The following is a 16,668-nucleotide window of genomic DNA, read 5'->3' as shown; positions in this document are numbered from 1 at the left end:
ACCTTAAATCCAACTGATATGAAAAATCAAAGAAAACCTCCGTTTTTTGGAGAAACAGTAGTGATCACAGGAGCATCCAGTGGAATCGGTAAGGCCACTGCGGAAGCTTTTGCAGAACAAGGAGCAGATCTGGTTCTTGCGGCACGGGGTGAGGAGGCTCTTAATGAAACAGCAAAGACATGCAGGAAATTTGGAGTAGAAGTACTTGTGGTGCCTACTGACATTTCTGTGGCCGAAGAGGCTCACCGTCTTGTAGAAGAAGCCCTTGCTTTCAGTGGAAAAATTGATTATTGGGTTAATAATGCAGGCGTTTTAGCTTTTGGGAAATTTGAGGAGATCCCTTCAGAGGTTACCGATCAGATTATAAAAACAAACCTCTTAGGCTATATGCACTCAGCACATGCTGTTTTACCTGTTTTTAAACGACAGAAAAAAGGAGTGTTGCTGAATAATATCTCAATTGGCGGATGGATGCCTGCTCCTTATGGCACAGCCTATACCGCATCAAAATATGGAATCCGCGGAATGGTGGAAACCCTGCAGGGTGAGGTTTCTGATTTTCCCAATATTCACATTTGTGCACTGTATCCCGGATTCCAAAGATCATCAGGAATAGGACATGCAGCCAATTATTCAGGGATACAATTAAGCACACCTCCCCCATCATTTGATCCCCGTCGTTTAGCTGCAGCCATCGTAAGAACAGCTAAAAATCCTGTAGAGGCCTCTTATCCGGACTGGTCTGCAGTAGTCTTTAAAAATTTATATGAAATCTGTCCTGGCGTCATCCGGTACGTTTCTTCCGCTGCAGTAAGGCTGCTTATGAAGAAGGCACATAAAGGAGAAAATACAGAAGGTAATGTTTTGGAGGCTTCAAAAGGAAATACGGGAATTTACGGGAAAAGTCTTGTTTCTGTTTCTTCCGGGACATTAACCTGGGCTGCTGCAGGAATTATAGGCCTCATTGCAGCCGGATTCCTGTTTTCAGGAAAATCAAAAAAATTGGTTAAACCGTAAAAACTGCAACAGATTTCGAGCATACAATATATAAACATATTACCTTATTTTAATTAATAATCCACACCCTAATCTGCTGTAAATTATAAAGTTACCCAAGGTAACCCAAAACGAAAAGTGTAGTATAAAGGAACCCAGCATGAATTTTTTTGACAGATATTTCATAAATTTACAGTGTTGTATCAGATTATTGCAACATTAAAATTCTTTCCAAGTGAAAATTCACAACAAAAAAAAATACCTGAGTTTCCTTAAATTTAAAAGAGATTTCCAGAAATACGGACTGGAAAAAGCACGCAGCTATGAACTTATCTTGCATTGGCTGAACAATAGACTGAGCAGGAATCAGTTTCTTGTTCTATCGGGTATTCTGGTAGGGTGTACTGCAGGGCTGGCAGGAGTTATTCTGAAAACCCTCGTACATAATATACACTATTTTATCACGAATAAAGTTCACTTTGAATATCAGATATTATTCTATATTGTTTTTCCTTTTTTAGGAATAGTGCTTACCACCTTGATTGTTATAACTTTGTTTAAAGGGCAGGACCGTAAAGGAATTGGAGCGATTTTATATGAAATTGCACAAAACTCCAGCATTGTAGCTTCTGTGAAAATGTATTCACAGGTCATACAAAGTGCGGTTACGGTTGGGTTAGGTGGCTCTGCCGGACTCGAAAGTCCTATCGCCGTTACGGGAGCTGCAATTGGTTCTAATTATGCCCAGACCTACAGACTGAACTATAAAGAACGCACCCTGTTACTGGCAGCCGGCGCTACGGCTGGGATAGCCTCTGCATTTAATGCTCCTATTGCCGGGATTATGTTTGCTTTTGAAATCCTGCTGACCGGTGTTGTTTTTACAGACTTTATCCCGTTAGTGGTGGCCGCAGTCTGTGGAAGTCTTCTATCCCGGGTTTTGCTTCAGGAAGATGTCCTTTTCAGGTTTTATACAAGAGATCCTTTTAATTACAAAAACGTTCCTTATTACCTTATTCTGGGGATAGTCACCGGCTTATATGCCCGTTATTTTGTTGTTATTTCCCAAAAGGTGGAGCATTTTATAAAAGGACTCCGGCTTTCAAGGATGCGTAAGGCTATGTTCGGAGGAGCTGTATTGTCCCTTCTGTGTGTTCTGTTTCCGCCATTATTTGGGGAAGGTTATGAAACGGTAAAAGCTTTTACCAACGGTGATACTTATTCTATTATCGAAAACAGCCTTTTCAGGTATTTTGAAATCGGAGACTGGACAATCATTATATTTTTAATTCTGGTATTGCTTTTAAAAGCTTTTGCTACCTCTTTTACCATATTCAGTGGTGGGAATGGTGGAAATTTCGCACCTTCTCTTTTTGCAGGGGGTACATTGGGCTATTTATTTGCTCTGGTCTGTCAGCATTTGGGGTTTACAGATGTTCCGGTAACAAATCTTGTTCTTGTAGGAATGGCGGGCGCCATGAGCGGTGTACTCTATGCCCCGCTTACAGCCATATTCCTGATTGCAGAATCCAGTTTTGGATATGACCTGTTTATTCCCCTGATGATTGTAGCGGTAATGTCGTACCTTATTGCCAAATGGTTCTCTCCTATTTCTCCGGAGTTGAAATCTCTGGCTGATGAAGGTAAAATTTTCACGAATAAACACGACAAGAACCTTCTTTTTGCCTTAAGAACAGAAGATTTTATCGATCAGTATTCCCAGATGATTTATGAAAATGCGACAGTCACGGAGCTGTTTGAGCTTGTAAAAAGTGGAAATAAAAACATTTTTGCTATAACAGATGAACATAAGAAACTGAAAGGTGTGCTTACATTAGATGATATCAGGCCTTATCTTTTTAATAAGGAGATAGATCCGCTGCAAACGGTATCTCAAATTATGAAAGCACCGCCTGCTATTCTTCACCGTGAAAATAAACCGCTGGATATCCTCCAGACTTTTGATGATACCGGTGTATGGAACCTTCCGGTAGTAAGTACGGATAATGATTTCATCGGATTTATTTCAAAGTCGTCTATTCTTATGAGCTACAGACAACTGCTGAAAGAATATTCAGACTAAAAATGACAAAATCCGTTCAATATCAGAACGGATTTTTTTATATTGACCTACAAAATTTGCCAGTGAAGATTTCGCCTTATATAGAAATCTTTGGAAAATTAATGGCTTGCCTTATTAAGGCAATCAAGATCTTCCTGATCTAAAACCAGTTTGGGAGCATTGAACAGGGTATCAAGCTGAGCTGCACTCGTAGCACTTACAATGGGTGCTGTGATCAAAGGATTAGCTAATAGCCATGCCAGGGCGACTGTGCTTTGCTGTGTATGATGCTTTTCACTGACCTGATCCAATGCTTTTAAAACATCACGCCCTTTAGGAGTTAAATATTTTCTTACCCCTTCACCTCTCGGGCTTTTGGTAAAGTCTGCTTCTTCACGATATTTACCTGTTAAAAAGCCTGCTGCAAGAGACCAGTATGGAAATACACTCAGGTCAAATTCCTTTACCAAAGGAGCGTAATTTTTTTCAAAACCTTCTCTTTCCATCAGATTGTAGTGAGGCTGTAAAGCCACATATTTAGGAAGATTGTTTTTCTCAGCAGCATCAAAAGAAGCTCTCAAGCGTTCCGGGGAAAGATTGGAGGCCGCAATATAGCGCACTTTACCAGCTTTGATAATTTCATCATATGCCGAAAGTGTTTCTTCTACAGGAGTAACATTGTCATCAAAATGTGTGTAATAAATATCAATATGATCGGTCTGGAGTCTTTGCAGAGACTCATCTACCGATTGAAGGATATGTTTTTTGCTGATGTCAAAACCATGTTCTTTGGTTTCTGATCCTACTTTGGTAGCCAATACGATATCATTACGATTGGAGCGGTTTTTCATCCATTTACCGATGATTTCTTCAGATTGTCCGCCCTTACCGTTTACCCACCATGAATACGTGTCTGCAGTGTCTACAAAATTAAATCCCGCTGCAGTAAACCGGTCTAATATATCAAAAGACTGTTTTTCGTCCAGCGTCCATCCAAAAACATTTCCTCCGAAATTAACAGGTGCTACTGTTAAATCAGTATTTTTGATTTTTCTTTTTTCCATAAATGAATTGTTATTATAAATACTAAGGAAGCCCTAAGGTAAGCAATATAGCGCAGGATTCCTGATTCAAAATAGGCATCCCGGTTATAGTTATTATAAATAAAACTATATTATTACTCTGCTTTATTCTTAAGCATCATCAGAAGGCTATAGGCTCCTTTCTGCACAATCTTTTTATCTTTTAATATTTCCGGTTTTAATATTTCAGTAAACTGATCATCAGAAATCCCGGTAGTAACCTGGACCATCTTATAATCTGATTTTCCGAGATCTTCAAAAACATAGTTTTTATTTTCAAAAGAGACTACGGCTTCGTTAGGCAATCCTTGTGTATATCTGCTGCTGATATTCACTTCAGCATTCACATACATTCCTTTTATAAATTCTGAATGGGGAGATGAAAGTTGAGCCACAGCAATCGCTGCCCCGCCAGCCTCAATACTTGGAACAACACTTACAATCCTGGCATTGGATTTCACATCAGGATTCCGGTTGTTGTAAACTACAATCTCCTGACCTGTTTTGATATCATTCACATCATTTTCAAAAACTTTTAATTCCAGAAGCAACCCCGTAGGATTGATCAGCTCAAATAAAGTATCAGCCGGGTTGATGTACTGCCCGTTATTAACTAGAATTTTACTCACAAAACCACTGAAAGGAGCATATATATTAATTTTACTCCTGATATTTCCAGCTGTTAATCCTTTTGCATTAATCCCGATAATGCGTAGCTTCTCTTCCAGTCCTTTTAAAGTAGCATTCAGGGTAGAATAATCAGCCTGGGCGGCCTGCAGCGTTTTATCACTGCTTGCCTTGCTGGTATTAAGGTCTTTCTGACGGTTGTAATTAAGCCTCGCGGCTTCAAGCTGTGCTTTGGTGACAAGATAATCCTGCTGCAGCTGTATAAATTGTGGATCTTCCACAACTGCCAATACCTGGCCTTTATTGAAGTGGCTCCCGTTGATCACATTGATCGACTTGATATGCCCGCCCATAATACTGGAAATGGAACTGATATGGGAGGGCGAAATTTCCGCTTTACCGTTCAATCTTACCAGTTTTTCCATATTCCTGCTCTGGATGGTAGTTGTAGTCAGCCCTACCGATTGAACCTGTTTTTCTGCCAGATGAAGCGTATTTTCACTGTTTTTGGTAAATTTCGTATTTTCATATACTGTTTTCTCCTCTTCCTTCTTTCCTGAACATGAAGATAAAACAAGTGTTGCAGCGAGACTGTATATTGATATTTTTCTGAATTGCATTCTGTATTATTTTGAAAGTAAAAAATTAAGCTCTGCCCCTATTTGATTCAGTTTTTCCAATTGATCGATATAATCAGCTTTGGTTTTTACAGCCTGATTTACCAATATTACCCAGCTCAGGTAATCAATTTCACCGACATCCATTTGCTTCTGGGCTGTTTTTAAGATCGTTTCAGATTTTGGAAGTTGTTTCTGCTCATAATTTTCAATGATTTTCTGCTGGTTGGCATAATTGCTGACCTGTTGGCTCAACCGGTTTTTAAGTTCAATTTCTTTCCGGTGATATTCATTTTCCGAGATCGCTATTTTTGCCTGTGCAGCTTTCGCCAAAGCCCGCTGACCTTTGGTAAATAATGGAATCCCCACTCCAATCTGGACAGAGTTAAAGCGGTTATTATTAATATTTTTCATACTCTGATTGGTATACCCTAAAAGAAGTTCAGGAAGTAATTTGCTTTTTTCGAGCTGAACTTCGGCTTCCCCTACTTTAATTTGCTGTTGTAAATATTGAAGTTCGGGATGTTGCTTTACCATGTCTTCAGAAATCTGAAGATTAATATCCATAACCGCTTTGTCTGAAACAGGCTGATAAGCTTTTTCAGACTGAAGCAGTAACTGGAGCTGCAGTCTGGCAATATTCAGGTCATTTTCCAGATTGTTCAGTTGTATTTTTATTTGTTCTTTCTGAATTTCAGCGGTTGATTCTTCTAAAATATTGGCTTCTCCTTTTTTAAGTCTTAGCCCTGCTTTATCAGCAAAATTATTGTATAATTGACTGATATATCCGAGTACTTGTTTCTTTTCCTGAAGGACCAGGATTCTGTAAAAAACATCTGTTACTTCTTTTATCAACTGCGCTTTTGTAAGATTTTGATTGATAACACTTGCCGTCCATTCCGCATCCAGCATTTGTTTTCTCTTTGAATATACGGTTGGAAAACTGAACCTTTGGGAAATAGCTAATGAATTATCCGTTTCTTCCCCCTGAATCTGGCCGAATCCTCCAGTCACTTCCAGTTGGGGAATATCCAGGTAACTTGCTTTTAATTTTTCCTGATATTCGGAAATCAATTTTGTTGTTTTAAGGGTGCCGTTTTGCTGTAACGCTTTTTCCAGCGCCTGTCCATAGCTTATATTTTCCTGGGCCTGCATTCCTCCGAAAGACATCAGCAACAGGAAGACAGATAGTTTTTTATAGTTTGTTGTTTTAGGGAATTTCATTTTGTCTTTATTAATATGTTCAAATACAACGTAAAGGATGGGAAGTACAAATAAGGTTAAAAGGGTTGCCAGCATCAGTCCTCCGATTACTACCGTAGCCAAAGGTCTCTGAACTTCAGCACCCGCTCCGTTACTCAGGGCCATAGGTAAAAAACCTAATGAAGCTACAAAAGCTGTCATTAAAACCGGACGGAGCCTGATTCTTGTTCCCATCAGTACAATTCTGCCGGTATTGGTTATGCCATTATGTTTCAACCGGTTAAATTCTGATATCAAAACAATTCCATTAAGTACGGCAACACCGAATAAGGCAATAAATCCTACTCCTGCACTGATACTGAATGGCATTCCCCTTAACGCAAGGAAATAGACTCCTCCAATCGCTGATAACGGAATTGCCGTATAGATAAGTAAACTGTGTTTCACAGATCCAAAAGCAAAAAATAAGAGCAGGAAAATCATCACCAAAGAAATCGGAACAGCTACTCCCAGTCTCGCTTTGGCCTCATTTAAATTTTCAAAAGCTCCTCCATACGAAATGGTATAGCCGGGAGAAAGTTTCAGCTTTTTACCTGCTTTCTGCTGAAGTTCCTCTACAATGCTCTGAACATCCCTGCCCCTTACATTAAAGCCTACAACAATCCTTCTTTTGGTATCTTCCCGCTGAATCTGATTGGGACTGTTTTTAAGCTCTACTTTTGCGAGCTGAGATAATGGAATCTGTTCTCCGGAAGAAGTGGGTACCAATAAATTGCGGATACTGTTAATATCTTTTTTGTACGCATTATCCATACGAACCACGATATCAAACTTCTTTTCTCCTTCATACAGGGCTCCGGCAGTTTGTCCTGCAAAGGCCATATTGATAACCCTGTTGATTTCCGCTACGGAAATATTGTAACGGGAGAGTTCTGAACGGTTATAATCAATAACAACCTGTGGTGCTCCAACTACCGGTTCCAGATACAGATCCTGAGCACCCTTTACCGTATTGATGATGCTCCCAAGCTGCCTGGCATACGAGGCAAGGCTATCCAGATCTTCTCCATAGATTTTACATACCACATCCTGTCTTGCGCCGGTCATCAGCTCATTAAAACGCATCTGTACCGGAAACTGGAATCCGGTAGTCAGTCCTGGAATAACTTTTAAGGCATCACTCATTTTCTTGGATAATTCAGGGAACGATGTTGCAGAGGTCCATTCTTTCTTTGGTTTCAGGACAATGATCATATCTCCCGCATCCATTGGCATTGGTTCTGTAGGAATTTCTGCACTTCCGATTTTGGTTACCACTTTTTCTATCTCGGGAAACTGCTTTAGAAGGATATTGGCAGCCTGAGTCGTTACTTTTTTAGTTTCGTTGATATTGCTTCCCTGGAGGATCCTCATTTCGACAGCAAAGTCACCTTCTTCAAGCGATGGAATAAACTCTCCTCCCATCCTGGAAAGTGTAAACACTGCTCCTGCAAAAAGGACCAGCACACTCAAAATAATGGTTTTTCTGTATTTAAGGGCTTTCATCAGAAGCTTTTGATGGCCTGCTTCTACTTTTGCCATTACTTTGTCGGAGATATTCTCTTTTTCCTTTTTCTTTCTGCTCAGAACCAAAGAGCTCATCATGGGAATATACGTTAAAGAAAGCAGGAAAGCTCCGATCAGGGCGAATGCAACAGTCTGCGCCATGGGCTTGAACATTTTCCCCTCAATTCCCTGAAGGGTAAAAATAGGAAGATAAACGATCAGGATAATAATTTGTCCGAAAACGGCACTGTTCACCATTTTAGTTGCAGAACCAGACACCTGTCCATCCATTTCTTTTTTGGTAAGCCTGTTATCCGGTCCGAAATGCTTTTTATGAGCAAGCTGGTGAAGCACCGCTTCCACAATAATAACGGCACCATCTACAATAAGGCCGAAATCCAGTGCTCCAAGACTCATCAGGTTTCCTCCCACTCCAAAAATATTCATCATAATGATGGCAAAAAGCATCGACAAGGGAATTACCGAAGCCACCAATAATCCTGCCCTGAAATTTCCCAGGAATACCACCAGTATAAAAACAACAATTAAAGCACCTTCCATCAGGTTTGTTTTTACGGTACTTATGGTATTGTTGACCATTTTGGCCCGGTCAAGGAAAGGTTCAATAACCACTCCTTCAGGCAAAGAGTCCTGGATTTTTTCCAGTCTTTGCTTGATGTTGGCAATCACTTTATTAGCATTCTCACCTTTAAGCATTAATACAATAGCTCCGGATACTTCCCCCGTATCGTTATAAGTCATTGCTCCATATCTGGTTGCATACCCTGTTTTAACGGAAGCTACATCTTTAATAAGAACGGGGATGCCATCCTTTGTTTCGGAAACCTGAATGTTTCCTATGTCCTCAGTGCTTCCCAAAAGCCCTTCACTCCGGATGAACAAAACCGTTTCCTGCTTTTCAATATAGGCTCCGCCGGTATTCTGGTTATTTTTTTCCAGTGCAGCGAAAACATCATTGATATTGATATTATAAGCCTGCAGCTGATTAGGGTTGATGGCAATTTCATATTGTTTCAGCTTCCCTCCGAAACTACTGACATCTGCTACTCCTTTGGTCCCAAGCAATTGCCTTCTCACGACCCAATCCTGTATGGTTCTCAGCGCTGTTTCATCATAGACATTTTCGTAGCCTTTTTTAGCCCTTACCACATATTGGAAGATTTCACCCAATCCGGTGGAAATAGGTCCTAGTTCGGGCTTTCCGATTCCTTCGGGAATATTCTCCTGAACAAGCTGCAAACGCTCCTGAACCTGTTGACGGGCCCAGTAAACATCTGTATTGTCATCAAAAACTACCGTTACCAGGGAAAGCCCGAACCGCGAGAAGCTACGGAGTTCGGTGATTCCGCTGATGTTGCTTGTAGCCTGCTCAATCGGAAAGGTGACAAGACGTTCTATATCGGCTGCTCCGTAAGAAGGGGCTGTAGTAATAATTTGCACCTGGTTATTGGTAATGTCAGGCTGCGCATCAATAGGAAGTTTTGTAGTCTCATATACTCCAAAAAGAATGAGACCTGTTGTACACAAGGCAATGATGAGTTTATTCTTTACAGAAAACTCAATAATTTTATTTAACATGAAAAAAAATTAATTGATAATCGGAAGTGTTTTTATAAAAGTAACAATGATTACATTTATAATACACAAAAGATTAATGGATATAAAATACGATTTCTTTGCATTAAGAAGAGCTTAACACATTGATTTTCAATATAGATTAAATCAAGAAAACCGTGGTGGCTGGAAAATCCGGGAAAGGTAAAGGTTGGAAAAGTCTTTTTCCTGGTAAATACTGTTTTTCTGAGAAACCGTAACTTCCTTAGGTTTTTTTATTTCAAAACTGATTTCAGGAAGCTGGGCATATACAGTGAGTACTATAGGTGGATTGATAAAAGGCAGTTTTTGATCGGTATCCCAATCAGCATCCTTTTTATGATTATCGTAATGTTCTATGACAAATTCTGAAAAACTTCCGTGATATTCCATAAAATGTTCTACAAACATAGGCACTTTAAGAACTTCCGCCGTGTTGGTGGTAGCAAATGCATACATTATCGAACATAATATAGAGAACCATTTTAACATTGTACTGCAAATATAAGGCTTAAATTTTTCCTGAAATGGCTCTTATATTAATTTTTTCAACATTTTTATAGAATAGATTCGCTGATGATTACTTTTGATGCAGATTAAAAGAAATATTTTTTATTCAAAATCTAAAAAACCGTCTGTGAGCACTTTCCACTGGATTTTGGCAATTCCCATAATTCCGCCTGCTGCCACAAGAAGATTCCTGATGACATCAATAAACTTAGCCTTAAAATTGGGAGACTCATTCCGGCCGTATACTGCAGTTTTTAAATGAGAAGAAGTTTTGGAGATCATAAAGGTAGATGTGGCTTTGGAACTGTAAAAATGAGCAATATGACTGCTTTTTTTATTCTTCGGATCTCTGCTGGGTTTACAGATTATCATAATAGTTTCTGAGAAAGAATCCTGGTAATAGCAGATCTCTAAAATTTCAACCCAGTCATACCCTCTCGCTTCGGGTTCACCGGGTCCGGGAATATCTATTCTTATAAAGTCTCCTTTCTGAGGATCACGATCAACAGGCCCGGCATTGGAATCATATAGTTTAAAGGCAGCAAAGGCACTTCCGCAATAGCTCTGCCAATGATTAATCATAAAAAATCTTCTTTTTAATATTTCAAACTTTAAGGGAAGCAATTCAGGGGCAAATTGTTTTTCACTTTCAGTATCATGAAAGCCTCCGGATATCTGACGGGGTACTCCTTTAATTGATTTCGGTTTCATAGCATATTCTTTAAAGCAAGGTAGCGAAAATCAAAGATGATTATTTATGAGTAGGGTCATAATAAGAATGGCTGAGCAGCACAGGAATGTAATTAGTAATAATTTGAAAATTTAAACCATATTCTGTTTAAATGAGTGTAGTTATAAAAAGTTTAAATTCCATAATCTTAAAGAAAACTCAAATCATTTGTGGAATAGCTATTTTTACTTAAAATAAATAATATTTAAAAAAAATACCCATATAATGCTTTGCATAATATTTTTTTTGCTTATATTTGTGAATCGAAATAATTTTTTTTCATCATTTGTGTTTTTTTAAGGTCTCCATACATGGAGGCCTTTTTATCTTTAATATCTCTATAAATAATTATTCCCTATTGAAGTGGAAAAACACGAAAAATGTGAATTAAATATGACTAATCAGACTTTAACTTCTCTGGTGCAGGTGAATATTTTCAATATAAAGTTTAAATAAATCACTTTTACATTTGATTTTCTTCATTTTATATTTTTGATAAAATCGGACGGACGGAATTGTAAAACTGTCTGGAAACTTCTGGTATACGCCTGAACACTCTTATACCCCACTTCATAAGCTGTTTCCGAGATCGTCATATAGTCTGAGCTTAGCAATTCCAGGCTTTTAATGATCTTAAGCATCTGCTGGTACTTACTTAAAGTTAATCCCGTTTCTTTTTTAAAAATGCGTTCCAACGTACGGGAAGACAGCATTGCGATATCGCTGAGCTCATTTATTTTAAATTCTTCCCGGTAATGATCATGCAGATATTCAATAACTTTGGCTAAACGCTTATCTCTGGGAAGGCAGATATGAAGTTTCAGGGACTGCTCTACAAAATGAGGAAGCTCATTAAAAAGTGCCTGTAAAAATAAAGTTTCATCAGTTCTCGTGTCCAACAGTTTAGACCATTTCTCCGCATATTTTATCATTTCTCTTAATACAGGAGGAACGGAAAATACATTGACCTCGCGATAAAATGATTTTTTTTGATCCACCTCTGCAAACATGATCATGAGTTTTATCCTTTCAGAATGTGAATTGGTTTTGTGGATGGTATTGGGAGGAATCCAGACGGCATGGTTCTGAGGTAAAAGATAAATCCTTTCTTCAATGGTGATATATTGAAAACCACTTTCTACGTATACGAGTTGTCCTTTATTATGCTGATGAAGAACATCATCATGAGTCCAGTTTTCTTCAAACCAGACAAAATAAGGTTTGTTGAGCTTATCTATATCAATAGTATTATGGGGCTCCATGTCGTTTCAGGTTAAAATTTTGGCAAAATTAAACAAAATTCCTATGCTAATTTTGCACAAAAGTTTTATTATGATGAAGAATGGAATAAAAAAGAATGCTTCTTATGTTTTATTAGTGATCAATATATTGGTGGTTATCCTGGTTTCGAGTAATCTCAGGTCCCCTATTGTTGCTGTTGCACCTGTACTTGGGGAGATAAGGGAAGCCCTGAAGCTTGATAACTTTCAGGTCAGCCTTCTGACATCTATTCCACTTTTTATGTTTGCTGCCTGTTCAGTGCTGGTCAGTAGATTTTCCAATACATTGGGCATCAGCAGACTACTGGTATATTCATTAATTATTTTAGGCGTTGGGTTGTTTCTCCGTATTACAGGCTCGCTTTGGGCTTTGTTCTCAGGATCCATACTGATTGGATTGGGAATTTGTATAGGAAATGTGGTGACTCCGGGTTATGTTAAGAATAACTTTCCGAAGCAAATCGGTTTAATGACAGGCATTTTTGCAGTTTCAATGAACCTTACTGCAGCTCTGGCTTCAGGATTCAGTGTAAAAATCGGTGAATGGACAGGATTCGGATGGCGTGGTTCTTTAGGAATATGGCTTATCATTGCAGGACTGGGCTTTTTGGTTTTACTCCTGGAACTTATCATTAATAAAAAGAATCCTGTAAATTCCGGCACAGCACTAAGCACTTCCGGTTTCAATATTTTCAGATCTCCACAGGCATGGAATATCAGCATTTTCATGGGACTGCAATCTTTATTTTATTATTGTATGGTAGCCTGGCTTCCTTCATTTCTTACGAATTATAATATGCAGGAGGAAAGTACCGGATGGGTTTTATTCGTGATCCAGATTACGATGATTCCGGTCACATTTTGCAGTCCGATTATTGCCAGCAAAATGAAGGACCAGCGAATACTGATTTTGTTTATCTGTGCATTAATGTTTGGAAGTACCATGATGTTTGCAGGGTTTAAATCCCAATGGATTTATGTAAATGCTGTCATCATCGGTATTTCCAATGGTTTATCCTTCAGTTTATCAATCCTGTTCTTTTCTGCAAGAACGAAGAGCAGTATCAATGCTGTAAAAATATCCGGTATGGCTCAATCAGTAGGATATCTGATAGCAGCCTTTGGCCCGCCTGTTTTTGGAAAGCTTCACGATTGGGATAGCTCATGGAATATGTCATTCTATTTTCTGAGTATTGCTGTACTGTTTATGCTTTACTTTGGCATGAAAGCAGCGAGAAATAAATATGTGGAAGACTAACTTCTATGGGATTTTTAATAAAAAGGAAACCTTTCTTAATGAAATGTTTCCTTTTTTTATACCCGGAAAGTCAAATGACTCGGGCTTTCCTGTGGCTATTGATCCTTAAACTGATCAAGGACTTCTGTGATATTCCGGTAAACGTAGTCCAGCTCTTCAGAAGTAATACAATAAGGAGGTACCAGGTAAATCACGTTTCCCAGTGGACGCATGATCATACCTCTCTGTAAAAACTCGTTATAAAGCTTTTTTCCTACCTCATTAAAATAGGAGGTGCCATATCCTGTTTTAAAATCAAATGCTAAAATAGTTCCGATATGGCGGGCATTTTCAACTTTCGGATGCAATTCCAGCGTTTTTACAAAAACGGAATGCTGTCGGGTGATTTGTTTGATATTCATCTGGGTTTCTTCTTTAAGTAATAGTTCCATACTGGCCAAAGCAGCCGCACAGGCCAGCGGGTTGGCTGTAAAAGAATGGCCGTGGAATAGTGTTTTATGCCGGTCATCCGACCAGAAAGCCTCATAAACCTGTTCGGAACAGGTAGTGATTCCCATAGGCATGGTACCTCCTGTTAGTCCTTTTGAAAAACACATGATATCAGGCTGCTCTGAAAGATAACGGGCAGCGAAAAGTTTCCCCGTCCTTCCGAAACCCGTAAAAACTTCATCCTGAATCATCAAAATGCCTTGAGCCCTGCAATATTTCATCAATTCATCCAAATCCCGGGCCTGATGCATCAGCATTCCGGCCGCTCCCTGGACTAGTGGTTCATAAATAAAACAGGCCACTTCATCAGCTATATTTTCAATCTGTCGTTTTAAATCTTCCAGATTCCCGGCATGAGGTGTATCTATAAAAACGACTTCAAACAGCATATTTTCAAAGGGCCGGGTCCAATAGCTTTTCCCGCTTACAGACATCGCCCCAAAGGTATCACCATGATAGGCATTCTTAAAAGCCAGGATTTTATTCTTTTTCTTCCCCTGATTGTAGGTGTACTGAATACACATCTTTAAAGCAACTTCTACTGCGGTAGAGCCATTGTCAGAATAAAACACTTTTCCCTGGTTATCAGGAAGCAGTTTCAGTAAGTTCTCAGAAAGCTGTATGGCCGGCTCATGGGTAAATCCTGCAAATATTACCTGCTCCAAAGTAGTAAGCTGTTCAAACACCTTTTGCGCAATATAAGGATGAGCATGTCCGTGTAAAGTAACCCACCAGGAAGAAACCACATCCAGGTATCTTTTCCCTTCAATATCATACAGATAAGCTCCTTCCCCCTTTACAACAGGAATAATATCGTCAGCAGTTTTCATTTGGGTATAGGGATGCCAGTTGACTGCCCTGTCCCTTTGTTGAAGACCGGTTTGTGTTATTGTATTCATGTATTTGATTAAAAAATATATGGATAACCGATATTTATCAATCAGCTATCAGGTTGATAATACGGTTAGAATACCTTTAATTCATAAGGTATTATTATACTCTATTCTAGCAACAGGTTTCTTTTTTTAGCATCGGCTTAAGGCCAAGGGTTTCCAGCATCTGCATGTCTTCTGATACCCCCGGATTAGGTGTAACGAGCAAAGTTTCTCTTTCTCCCGTAAAAATAGAATTAGCTCCGGCCATAAAACACCATGCCTGCTCTGTTTCGGTCATTTCTATACGTCCGGCACTTAACCTTACCATTGAAGACGGCATTACAATTCTTGCAGTAGCAATCATCCTTACCATTTCCCAGGTATCTACTTTTTCTTTATTTTCAAGTGGAGTTCCTTCTACCCTTGCCAATGCATTGATCGGAACAGATTCCGGGTGTTTAGGCATAGTAGCCAGGGTCAGCAACATTGAAATTCTGTCTCTATGTGTTTCGCCTAATCCGATAATCCCTCCGGAACATACTGTAATTCCCGCCTTCCTTACATTATTGATGGTATTGATTCTATTGTCGAATGTCCTGGTAGAAATGATTTCTTCATAGTATTGCTCGGAAGTATCGAGATTATGGTTGTAAGCATATAAACCTGCTTCCTGTAATCGAACGGCCTGTTCCTCAGTAAGCATTCCCAGGGTACAGCACACTTCAAGGCCTAATTCATTGACTCCTTTCACCATATCAATCACCCTGTCGAAATCCCTGTTATTACGTACTTCACGCCACGCTGCCGCCATACAGAAACGGGATGATCCACTTTCTTTTGCCTTTCGGGCATGGGCGATAACAGTCTCTGTAGGCAATAAAGCCTGTACTTTAATGTTGGTATGATAACGGGCAGCCTGTCCGCAATAAGAGCAGTCTTCCGGGCAGCCTCCTGTTTTAATTGACAATAAAGTAGAGATCTGTACTTCGGAAGGATTGTGCCATTCGCGATGTACGGTAGCTGCTTTATAAATCAGCTCCATAAGGGGTAAATGATAAATTTCCTCAATTTCTTCTTTTGTCCAGTCGTGTCTGGTTTTTGTTTTCGTATCCATAATCATAAATTTGTTATTGTTAATGCTTTGGCAGCGGTTGTAATGGTTTGCCTGTCTGGCTGCCCGATTTCAGGAATTCTGATGATTTTTGTATCCTTTTCAATGAAGCTGCAAATCACTCTTTCAGTATCTTCAGGGAATTCACCATTCAGGATCAGATATTCCAGCGGTATATTTCTTTGCTGTAAAGCCATGATTGATAACAAGCTGTGGTTGATGCATCCCAGGTAGTTTCTGATTACCAGTGCTGCCGGCAGGTTCAGGGTTTCTACAAGATCAATCATAAACCTGTTGTCTGAAAGCGGAACCATCAATCCTCCTGCTCCTTCTACAATCAATATATTTTCTGTATCGGGAAGCCGGAAATCATCCAGTTTAATGTGTACATTTTCTTCACGTGCAGACTGATGGGGTGATGCCGCCAGCTGAAGACGGTATGTTTCCGGATGGCAGAAAGGAGAATCTGTCCAGTTTTTAATTTTATTGCTGTCTGTATTATGGAGGTCTCCGGACTGTACCGGCTTCCAGTAATCTGCTTTAAAATGCTGGACTAAAATAGCCGAACAAACGGTTTTTCCTATTTCTGTCCCAATTCCTGTTATAAATATTTTCATATGAGTTGTGACTGTAAAAAGCAAGTTTTCGAGCGGCAAAAGCGAATGGTCA

Annotated in this window: 12 protein-coding genes; 3 read left to right on the top strand and 9 right to left on the bottom strand. The window is 39.3% G+C overall.

The genetic code is table 11. The annotated features are described in order from the left end of the window. Positions 1 to 18: 18 nt before the first annotated feature. Together OK18_RS17335 and OK18_RS17330 are read left to right on the top strand one after the other, a co-directional pair. Positions 19 to 1,017 (top strand): SDR family oxidoreductase, encoded by a 999-nt coding sequence (locus OK18_RS17335; RefSeq protein ID WP_053328825.1) that lies wholly within the window; start codon positions 19 to 21, stop codon positions 1,015 to 1,017. 214 nt (positions 1,018 to 1,231) lie between these two features. Then, the gene (locus OK18_RS17330; RefSeq protein WP_053328824.1) at positions 1,232 to 3,079 is read left to right on the top strand and encodes a chloride channel protein; all 1,848 of its coding nucleotides are present in this window, start codon (positions 1,232 to 1,234) and stop codon (positions 3,077 to 3,079) included. Between the two features lie 98 nt (positions 3,080 to 3,177). Here the strand turns inward: OK18_RS17330 and OK18_RS17325 are convergent, their stop codons facing one another. The 6 genes from OK18_RS17325 to OK18_RS17300 form a co-directional block, all read right to left on the bottom strand. Continuing rightward, on the bottom strand, positions 3,178 to 4,122 hold the full coding sequence (locus tag OK18_RS17325) for an aldo/keto reductase (protein ID WP_053328823.1): 945 nt from the start codon (positions 4,120 to 4,122) through the stop codon (positions 3,178 to 3,180). Positions 4,123 to 4,235: 113 nt separating this feature from the next. Next, positions 4,236 to 5,387 carry an efflux RND transporter periplasmic adaptor subunit gene (locus OK18_RS17320; RefSeq protein ID WP_053328822.1) on the bottom strand — a complete coding sequence of 384 codons (1,152 nt, stop codon included), beginning with the start codon at positions 5,385 to 5,387 and terminating at the stop codon, positions 4,236 to 4,238. Positions 5,388 to 5,393: 6 nt separating this feature from the next. Then, positions 5,394 to 9,731 carry a CusA/CzcA family heavy metal efflux RND transporter gene (locus OK18_RS17315; protein WP_053328821.1) on the bottom strand — a complete coding sequence of 1,446 codons (4,338 nt, stop codon included), beginning with the start codon at positions 9,729 to 9,731 and terminating at the stop codon, positions 5,394 to 5,396. A gap of 144 nt (positions 9,732 to 9,875) precedes the next feature. After that, a complete protein-coding gene (locus tag OK18_RS17310; protein WP_053328820.1) occupies positions 9,876 to 10,205 on the bottom strand; it encodes a hypothetical protein in 330 nt (109 codons plus the stop codon). A gap of 153 nt (positions 10,206 to 10,358) precedes the next feature. After that, on the bottom strand, positions 10,359 to 10,967 hold the full coding sequence (locus OK18_RS17305) for a hypothetical protein (RefSeq protein ID WP_053328819.1): 609 nt from the start codon (positions 10,965 to 10,967) through the stop codon (positions 10,359 to 10,361). Positions 10,968 to 11,465: 498 nt separating this feature from the next. After that, the gene (locus OK18_RS17300) at positions 11,466 to 12,248 is read right to left on the bottom strand and encodes a helix-turn-helix domain-containing protein (RefSeq protein ID WP_050021044.1); all 783 of its coding nucleotides are present in this window, start codon (positions 12,246 to 12,248) and stop codon (positions 11,466 to 11,468) included. Positions 12,249 to 12,318: 70 nt separating this feature from the next. Between OK18_RS17300 and OK18_RS17295 the strand changes: the two genes are divergently transcribed. After that, positions 12,319 to 13,524, top strand: a complete 1,206-nt coding sequence (locus tag OK18_RS17295; protein WP_228377642.1) for a CynX/NimT family MFS transporter — start codon at positions 12,319 to 12,321, stop codon at positions 13,522 to 13,524. A 95-nt stretch (positions 13,525 to 13,619) separates the two neighbouring features. Here OK18_RS17295 and bioA read toward each other — a convergent pair whose 3' ends face one another. The 3 genes from bioA to bioD all read right to left on the bottom strand — a co-directional run bounded on the left by bioA (position 13,620) and on the right by bioD (position 16,616). Beyond that, complete coding sequence (gene bioA, locus OK18_RS17290; protein ID WP_053328818.1) at positions 13,620 to 14,912, bottom strand: adenosylmethionine--8-amino-7-oxononanoate transaminase; 1,293 nt, start codon at positions 14,910 to 14,912, stop codon at positions 13,620 to 13,622. A gap of 106 nt (positions 14,913 to 15,018) precedes the next feature. Then, complete coding sequence (gene bioB, locus OK18_RS17285; RefSeq protein WP_053329414.1) at positions 15,019 to 16,002, bottom strand: biotin synthase BioB; 984 nt, start codon at positions 16,000 to 16,002, stop codon at positions 15,019 to 15,021. 2 nt (positions 16,003 to 16,004) lie between these two features. Further along, complete coding sequence (gene bioD / locus OK18_RS17280; protein ID WP_050021047.1) at positions 16,005 to 16,616, bottom strand: dethiobiotin synthase; 612 nt, start codon at positions 16,614 to 16,616, stop codon at positions 16,005 to 16,007. Positions 16,617 to 16,668 lie beyond the last annotated feature (52 nt).

It is taken from the genome of Chryseobacterium gallinarum, from assembly GCF_001021975.1.
GTDB classification, from domain to species: domain Bacteria; phylum Bacteroidota; class Bacteroidia; order Flavobacteriales; family Weeksellaceae; genus Chryseobacterium; species Chryseobacterium gallinarum.
This window is presented reverse-complemented; position numbering and strand designations above follow the sequence as displayed.

Coding starts and splice junctions, on each gene's coding strand:
- OK18_RS17335 (WP_053328825.1), top strand. CDS start 19: ATGAAAAATCAAAGAAAACCTCCGTTTTTTGGAGAAACAGTAGTGATC.
- OK18_RS17325 (WP_053328823.1), bottom strand. CDS start 4,122: ATGGAAAAAAGAAAAATCAAAAATACTGATTTAACAGTAGCACCTGTT.
- OK18_RS17320 (WP_053328822.1), bottom strand. CDS start 5,387: ATGCAATTCAGAAAAATATCAATATACAGTCTCGCTGCAACACTTGTT.
- OK18_RS17315 (WP_053328821.1), bottom strand. CDS start 9,731: ATGTTAAATAAAATTATTGAGTTTTCTGTAAAGAATAAACTCATCATT.
- OK18_RS17310 (WP_053328820.1), bottom strand. CDS start 10,205: ATGTATGCATTTGCTACCACCAACACGGCGGAAGTTCTTAAAGTGCCT.
- OK18_RS17305 (WP_053328819.1), bottom strand. CDS start 10,967: ATGAAACCGAAATCAATTAAAGGAGTACCCCGTCAGATATCCGGAGGC.
- OK18_RS17300 (WP_050021044.1), bottom strand. CDS start 12,248: ATGGAGCCCCATAATACTATTGATATAGATAAGCTCAACAAACCTTAT.
- OK18_RS17295 (WP_228377642.1), top strand. CDS start 12,319: ATGATGAAGAATGGAATAAAAAAGAATGCTTCTTATGTTTTATTAGTG.
- bioA (WP_053328818.1), bottom strand. CDS start 14,912: ATGAATACAATAACACAAACCGGTCTTCAACAAAGGGACAGGGCAGTC.
- bioB (WP_053329414.1), bottom strand. CDS start 16,002: ATGGATACGAAAACAAAAACCAGACACGACTGGACAAAAGAAGAAATT.
- bioD (WP_050021047.1), bottom strand. CDS start 16,616: ATGAAAATATTTATAACAGGAATTGGGACAGAAATAGGAAAAACCGTT.